8 protein-coding genes are annotated in these 5249 nt (G+C 67.8%); all 8 read right to left on the bottom strand.

The genetic code is table 11. From position 1 onward, the window contains the following. Nucleotides 1-221: 221 nt before the first annotated feature. Nucleotides 222-665 carry a 50S ribosomal protein L9 gene (gene rplI / locus D7X55_RS35415; protein WP_014395238.1) on the bottom strand — a complete coding sequence of 148 codons (444 nt, stop codon included), beginning with the start codon at nucleotides 663-665 and terminating at the stop codon, nucleotides 222-224. 30 nt (nucleotides 666-695) lie between these two features. Then, complete coding sequence (gene rpsR / locus D7X55_RS35410) at nucleotides 696-1103, bottom strand: 30S ribosomal protein S18 (RefSeq protein ID WP_120524744.1); 408 nt, start codon at nucleotides 1101-1103, stop codon at nucleotides 696-698. 50 nt (nucleotides 1104-1153) lie between these two features. Next, nucleotides 1154-1633: a 30S ribosomal protein S6 gene (gene rpsF / locus D7X55_RS35405; protein WP_120553095.1), complete on the bottom strand. Its 480-nt coding sequence runs from the start codon at nucleotides 1631-1633 to the stop codon at nucleotides 1154-1156. A gap of 265 nt (nucleotides 1634-1898) precedes the next feature. After that, the gene (gene pth, locus D7X55_RS35400; RefSeq protein ID WP_120553096.1) at nucleotides 1899-2474 is read right to left on the bottom strand and encodes an aminoacyl-tRNA hydrolase; all 576 of its coding nucleotides are present in this window, start codon (nucleotides 2472-2474) and stop codon (nucleotides 1899-1901) included. Between the two features lie 108 nt (nucleotides 2475-2582). Next, complete coding sequence (locus tag D7X55_RS35395; protein ID WP_120553097.1) at nucleotides 2583-3269, bottom strand: 50S ribosomal protein L25/general stress protein Ctc; 687 nt, start codon at nucleotides 3267-3269, stop codon at nucleotides 2583-2585. Nucleotides 3270-3463: 194 nt separating this feature from the next. Further along, nucleotides 3464-4417: a ribose-phosphate pyrophosphokinase gene (locus tag D7X55_RS35390; RefSeq protein ID WP_120553098.1), complete on the bottom strand. Its 954-nt coding sequence runs from the start codon at nucleotides 4415-4417 to the stop codon at nucleotides 3464-3466. Nucleotides 4418-4459: 42 nt separating this feature from the next. Next, nucleotides 4460-4759, bottom strand: a complete 300-nt coding sequence (gene spoVG, locus D7X55_RS35385) for a septation regulator SpoVG (protein ID WP_014395244.1) — start codon at nucleotides 4757-4759, stop codon at nucleotides 4460-4462. 116 nt (nucleotides 4760-4875) lie between these two features. Further along, complete coding sequence (locus tag D7X55_RS35380; RefSeq protein ID WP_120553099.1) at nucleotides 4876-5247, bottom strand: DUF5658 family protein; 372 nt, start codon at nucleotides 5245-5247, stop codon at nucleotides 4876-4878. Between the last annotated feature and the right edge of the window lie 2 nt (nucleotides 5248-5249).

Here is a 5249-nt window from a genome sequence, read left to right as displayed (position 1 = left end):
ACGGCATACGATATAGGCTCAGGTCTCGTGGGCTCGGAGATGTGTATAAGAAACAGGAGATACCCACGGGGGACGCGCTGGCTCCACGCGGATGCCGTGGAACGGACCGGGCGCGGCGCGAAGCGGACGCAACAGGGCCCGCCAGACGCGAAAAGGGCCGCCCGGTTGCCCGGACGGCCCTCTTGCTTGAAGCGATGGAGCGCTTCAGGTGAAGCGGTGGACTACTCGGCCACCACGTCGACCTTGATCTTCGCCGTCACCTCGCGGTGCAGGCGCAGCTCCACGTCGTAGCTGCCCAGCGACTTGATGGGCTCGGCCAGGTGCAGCTGGCGGCGATCCACCTGCTGGCCCTGGGCCGCGAGCGCCTCGGCGATGTCCAGCACCGTGACGGAGCCGAACAGCTTGTCCTGCTCGCCCACCTTGCGCTTGATGGTGACCTTGACGGCGCCCAGCTTCTTGGCCTGCTCGTCGGCGGCGCCCTTCAGCTTGGCGTTGCGCGCCGTCTGCACGGACTTCTCGTGCTCCAGCTGACGCAGGTTCTGCTCGCTGGCCAGGACCGCCTTCTTGCGCGGCAGCAGGAAGTTGCGGCCGAAGCCGTCCTTCACCGTGACGAGCTCGCCGGACTTGCCGAGGTTGTCGATGTCCTCACGCAGAATGACCTTCATGTTTCTGTCTCCTGTGTTGCGGACCGGCGACTAGCCGACCACTGCGTTGTAGGGGAGGAGCGCGATGCCGCGGGCGCGCTTGATGGCCACCGCCACCTCACGCTGGTGCTTCGCGCAGTTGCCGGAGATGCGGCGGGGGATGATCTTGCCGCGCTCGGTGACGAAGTACTTCAGCGTCGCCTGGTCCTTGAAGTCCACCGACGCGTTCTTCTCCGCGCAGAACCGGCAGACCTTCTTGCGGCCGAAGCCGCGACCACCGCGCTTGTCGTCGTCGCCGCCCATGCCGCCGCGGTCGCCACGATCACCACCACGGTCGCGGTCACCGCCGCGATCACCGCCACGGTCGCCACCGCGCGAACCGCCGCCGTAGCCGCCACCGCCACCACCGGGGCCGCGGGAAGCGCCCGCGCCCTGCTTGCTATCCATGCCGTTGCTCATGAACGTTCTCGTTTCCTGGAAGGTTGGGGGAATGACCCGTCAGAAGAGGCTTACGCCTCCTCCGGGGAATCCTCTTCCGAATCGACAGCCGCGAACTCCGGGGCCTCGCTCCGGAAGCCGCCACCCTCGCGCTCGGCGGGAGCGCCCGGACGGGTCTCCTCGACGTCGCCGGCCAGCTTCAGGTCCTCGAGCACCGGACGCGACTCGGGGTCCACCTCGTCCGCGATCTTCACGGAGATGTAGCGGGTGACCTCGTCGATGTTGCGCAGGTTGCGCTCGATTTCCGCCACCAGCTTGCCGTCACCCAGGAAGCTGGTGTGGACGTAGATGGCGCGCGGCTGCTTGGCGACGGGGAACAGGGTCTTCTTCTTCCCCCACACCGTGAAGCGGAGGACCTTGCCGCCCTCACGCGAAACGATGCCGCGGACGCGCTCCTTCAGCTTGTCCACGTTGTCGTCGGTCAGGTCCGGCTTGACCAGGAAGATGGTCTCGTACTCACGAAGCCGCTTGGCGGCCTGCGTCTCTGCCATGTTTCTCTCCCCTTGGGGTCGAGTGCCCTCCGGACCATCCGGAGAGCGGGGAAACGGCCGGTAGCCCTCGAAGGCCACCACCGGGGACGGGAAATCCTCTCGCGCGCCCGTCACCGTCGCGCCTTGGCCCGTGCGTGAACACGGGAAGCTTTGAAAGAACATCCACCGGAGAATGCGTGGGACGCACTCCGGGGGAAGGGGCTTCTAAGAGGACCCCTCCTGGAAAGTCAAGCGAAGGGAGGAGGGCAAGCGGCCGGCCGGCGCTTCAGGCCCGGCGGTTGTGGCGGTTCATCGCCGTGGCGAGCCCGTCCCGCACCCAGCTCTCCGCCATGTCCGCCGCCTTGCCAATGAGCTCCTCCAGCTGGCGGCGCTCACCGTCGTCGAAGTTGGACAGGACGTAGCCCGCCACGCGCTCCTTGGCGTTGGGGCCCTCCGGCTTGCCAATGCCCACCCGCACGCGGATGAAGGCGTCCTCGCCCAGGCACTGCACCATGCTCTTGAGGCCGTTGTGCCCGCCCGCGCCGCCGCCCGCCTTGAGCTGCAGCCTCCCGAAGGGCAGGTCCAGCTCGTCGTGCACCACCAGCACGTCCTGCACGGCGACCTTGTAGAAGCGCGCGGCCTCCGCCACGGAGCGGCCGGACAGGTTCATGAACGTCTGCGGCTCCACGAAGAGGATGCGCTCGCCGCCCAGGCTGCCCTGGCCCACCCGCGCCTGGAACTTGTCCTGGGTGAGCTCCGCGCGGGCGCGCGCGAGCAGCGCGTCCACCACCATGAACCCGACGTTGTGGCGGTGGCGCTCGTACTCGCGCCCGGGGTTGCCCAGCCCGCAGATGAGCTTCATGGAAGGCTCCGAACCCAAGGCCCCACGAAGCGAGGCCGGAAAAGACAGCGGGGCAGGCCCTGGAAGAGGCCCGCCCCGCGAAAGGAGACACCGGACGGCGGAAGGGGACTACTTCTTCGCCGGGGCCTTCGCCGCGGCCGCGGGGGCCGCCTTCGCGTCGCCCGCCGGAGCCGCCTTGCCCGCCGCCGCAGGAGCAGCAGCCGCCGCGGCCGCCGCCGGAGCCGCCTCCGCCGCTTCCGGCGCGGAGAGCACCGCGATGGTGTAGTTGACGTGCGTCTTCACGGACACGCCCTCGGGGAGCTTCACGTCGTTGACGTGGATGGCTTCCGCGATCTTCAGGTTGGTGACGTCCACTTCAATCTGGAGCGGGATGGCGCCGGGGAGCGCCCAGACCTCCAGGTTGCGGCGGATCTGGGTGAGCAGACCGCCGTCCGCCACGCCCGCGGCCTTGCCGGTGAGCACCACGGGGAGGTTCACCTTGACCTGCTCCTTGTCGGTCACGGCGATGAAGTCCGCGTGCAGGATGTCGCGGGTCAGCGGATCCATCTGGTAGTCCTTCAGGAGGACCTGCTGATCATTGCCCGCCAGCTTCAGCTGGATGAGCGTGTTCAGCTTGTGCGGCGTGTTGATGGCCGCGCGCATGGCCTTGGGGTCCACGGAGATGTGGATCGGCGCCTTCAGGTGCTTGCCGTAGACGACGGCGGGAACCTGGCCGGACGCACGCAGGCGGCGGGCAACGCCCTTGCCGGAGTTGTCGCGGGCCTGCGCTTCGAGGGTGCTCTTGTCGGTGGCCATGGAAGAAAGCTCTTTTCAGTGGGGACTGCGGGGTTCACCGGCGTCCTGGGCGCCCTCGGCATCCCACCCCCATGGTGGGCCCCGAAGACGGCGCCCGGGCCGTGTGACGGGCCCATGGAACCGGTGGAGGGGGCCGGACATGCCAGCCCCAAGGGTCCTTCGTCAAGCCGCCCGGCTTCCGGGCGGACTTGTGCCTAGACGAACAGCGAGCTCAGCGAGTCCGCGCGGTGGATGCGCGCGATGGCCTCCCCGAAGAGGGCGTCCGTCTGCAGGGCGCGGATCTTCGGGCACGCCTTGGCGTTGGCCGCCAGCGGCACCGTGTCCGTGAAGACGACCTCCTCCAGGACGGAGTCGGTGATGCGCTGGATGGCCGGGCCGGAGAGGATGGGGTGCACCGCGTACGCGAGCACCCGGCGCGCGCCCTTGTCCTTCAGCGCGAGCGCCGCCTGGGCGAGCGTGCCCGCGGTGTCCACCATGTCGTCCACCAGGATGGCGTCCTTGCCCTTCACGTCGCCAATGAGGTTCATGACCTCCGAGGCGTTGGGGCGCGGGCGGCGCTTGTCGATGATGGCCAGGCCCGTGTTCAGCCGCTTGGAGTAGGCGCGCGCGCGCTCCACGCCGCCGGCGTCCGGGCTGACGATGACCAGCTCGCTCGACTCCGGGAAGCGCTTGCGGATGTCCTCCAGGAACACCGGCGAGCCATAGAGATGGTCCGAGGGCATGTTGAAGAAGCCCTGGATCTGCCCGGCGTGCATGTCCATGGAGACGACGCGGTTGACCCCCGCGACCTCCAGCATGTCCGCCACCAGCTTCGCGGTGATGGGCGTGCGGGCGGCCACCTTCCGGTCCTGCCGCGCGTACCCGTAGTACGGCATCACCGCGGTGATGGAGCCGGCGCTCGCCCGCTTGAGGGCGTCGCACATGATGAGCAGTTCCATCAGGTGGTGGTTCGTCGGCGGGCACGTGGACTGGACGATGAAGACGTCCTGTCCACGCACGTTCTCGCCGATCTCGACGTGGATCTCCCCGTCGGAAAACGTGTCCACCGTCGCCTTGCCCAGGGGACGCTGGAGGTACTCGCAGATGCGCTGCGCCAACGCCGGGTTGGAGTTCCCGGCGAACACCTTGAAGTCACGCGACGGCTGCATGGGGGCGCTGACTAACCTGTGCGCGCCCCGAAGGGAAGTTCGTTAGTCGAGTTCCGCGGCCACGGGGCCAAGCGTCCCGTTCTGCGCCTGGTGAAGGTGTTTCTCGTACTCAATCAGGATGACGCGCTCCATCTGGCTTCGCGTGTCCGCGTTCAACGGATGGGCGATGTCCTTGTAGGTCCCGTCCTTCCGTTTTTTCGCGGGCATCGCGATGAAGAGCCCGGTGGAGCCGTGGATCACCTTTAAGTCGCGCACGACGAAGCAGTGATCCAGGGTGATGGTGACGTACGCCTTGAGCTTGTCCTCTTCGACCGGAAACACCCGGACGTCGGTGATGTTCATGGTCCCCCCCCGAACCTGGAAGGCCGGAGCTATGGGGAAGCCTGGGACAGACCGGAGGTGAAAAGCAAGCACCCCCTACCTGTCGCGCCGGGGACCGTTCACTGGGCCCTAAGCCGTCATGCCCCGAAGGGCCAGTGACTCACCAGGTGGGTGAGGAAGGCCAGGTGGTAGACGACGATGATGGCGTAGACGACGGCGCCCGCGCGGATGGCGAAGCGGCTGGCCTTGAGCCGGCGGTGCAGGCACAGCAGGCACAGCCCCGCGTTCACGATGAGCAGCTTGGAGAACATGAAGAGCAGCGGTGACTGCTCGTACGCCACGCGCATCACCGGGTTGAGCTCCTCCGCCACTCCCAGTTGCAGGAAGAGCAGCGTGAACAGCCCGTCCAGCAGGTTCAGCATGAGCAGCGCCACCGAAGCCGGTGACGTGTAGAAAGAAGCCTGCTGCGCCCAACTCCCCGCCTGCACCCCATCCGCCGTCGCCGCCACGC

This window comes from Corallococcus sp. AB049A, assembly GCF_003668885.1.
GTDB classification, from domain to species: Bacteria; Myxococcota; Myxococcia; order Myxococcales; family Myxococcaceae; genus Corallococcus; species Corallococcus interemptor.
This window is presented reverse-complemented; position numbering and strand designations above follow the sequence as displayed.

Excerpts from the sequence above, each read along its gene's own strand:
- rpsR (WP_120524744.1), bottom strand. The coding sequence starts at position 1,103 with ATGAGCAACGGCATGGATAGCAAGCAGGGCGCGGGCGCTTCCCGCGGC.
- rplI (WP_014395238.1), bottom strand. The coding sequence starts at position 665 with ATGAAGGTCATTCTGCGTGAGGACATCGACAACCTCGGCAAGTCCGGC.
- rpsF (WP_120553095.1), bottom strand. The coding sequence starts at position 1,633 with ATGGCAGAGACGCAGGCCGCCAAGCGGCTTCGTGAGTACGAGACCATC.
- D7X55_RS35395 (WP_120553097.1), bottom strand. The coding sequence starts at position 3,269 with ATGGCCACCGACAAGAGCACCCTCGAAGCGCAGGCCCGCGACAACTCC.
- D7X55_RS35390 (WP_120553098.1), bottom strand. The coding sequence starts at position 4,417 with ATGCAGCCGTCGCGTGACTTCAAGGTGTTCGCCGGGAACTCCAACCCG.
- pth (WP_120553096.1), bottom strand. The coding sequence starts at position 2,474 with ATGAAGCTCATCTGCGGGCTGGGCAACCCCGGGCGCGAGTACGAGCGC.
- spoVG (WP_014395244.1), bottom strand. The coding sequence starts at position 4,759 with ATGAACATCACCGACGTCCGGGTGTTTCCGGTCGAAGAGGACAAGCTC.